Here is a 557-nt window from a genome sequence, read left to right as displayed (position 1 = left end):
CCATCGCGCTTGGCTCACCGGCCCGTTTCGGGGCCGGTGGAGATGCCTACAGCCCCGGTGAAGCCTGTTGTGCCCAAGATTTTGCCGCCACCGAAGCAAAAACCCGCGCCCACTTCGCCAGAGCCATTGTGGCATGTCATTTTGATCGACGACAATGAGCATTCATTTCAGTACGTGATCGACATGCTGTCCGATATTTTCGGGCACCCACCTGAAGTCGGTTTTGAGATGGCCTCTGAGGTCCATGAGAAAGGCCGGGTCATCGTAGCTACCGTTCACAAAGAACTGGCTGAACTGCGCCAAGAACAAATCCACGAATACGGACCTGACCCGAGCATCAAAGAATGCAAAGGCTCCATGCGGGCCGAGATTGAGCCCGCCGTTTGATTCCCCATGCTGCTTATCATCGACAACTACGACTCCTTCACTTACAACCTCGTGCAGTACTTCGGGGAAATGGGCGCGGACATGCTCATTAAGCGCAATGACCAAATCACCTTGGAGGAGATCGCCAAACTCAAGCCAGAGCGCATCTGCATCTCTCCAGGCCCCTGTAC

The 557-nt window shown here is 54.9% G+C and carries 2 protein-coding genes; both read left to right on the top strand.

Annotation, left to right across the window (positions count from 1 at the left end):
• The first annotated feature begins 42 nt into the window (after positions 1-42).
• Entirely contained in the window at positions 43-387 is a 345-nt protein-coding gene (locus tag JNK74_29850; GenBank protein ID MBL7650374.1) for an ATP-dependent Clp protease adaptor ClpS, read from the top strand.
• Between the two features lie 6 nt (positions 388-393).
• The coding region (locus JNK74_29845) for an anthranilate/aminodeoxychorismate synthase component II (GenBank protein MBL7650373.1) at positions 394-557 on the top strand (164 nt) is incomplete at its 3' end.

Source organism: Candidatus Hydrogenedentota bacterium, from assembly GCA_016791475.1.
GTDB lineage: Bacteria > Hydrogenedentota > Hydrogenedentia > Hydrogenedentales > JAEUWI01 > JAEUWI01.
Note: the sequence above shows the minus strand (reverse complement) of the source record. Positions and strands in the feature narration are given on the sequence as shown.

Bases quoted from the DNA above. Each gene is read 5' to 3' on its own strand.
- JNK74_29850 (MBL7650374.1), top strand. From the start codon at position 43: ATGCCTACAGCCCCGGTGAAGCCTGTTGTGCCCAAGATTTTGCCGCCA.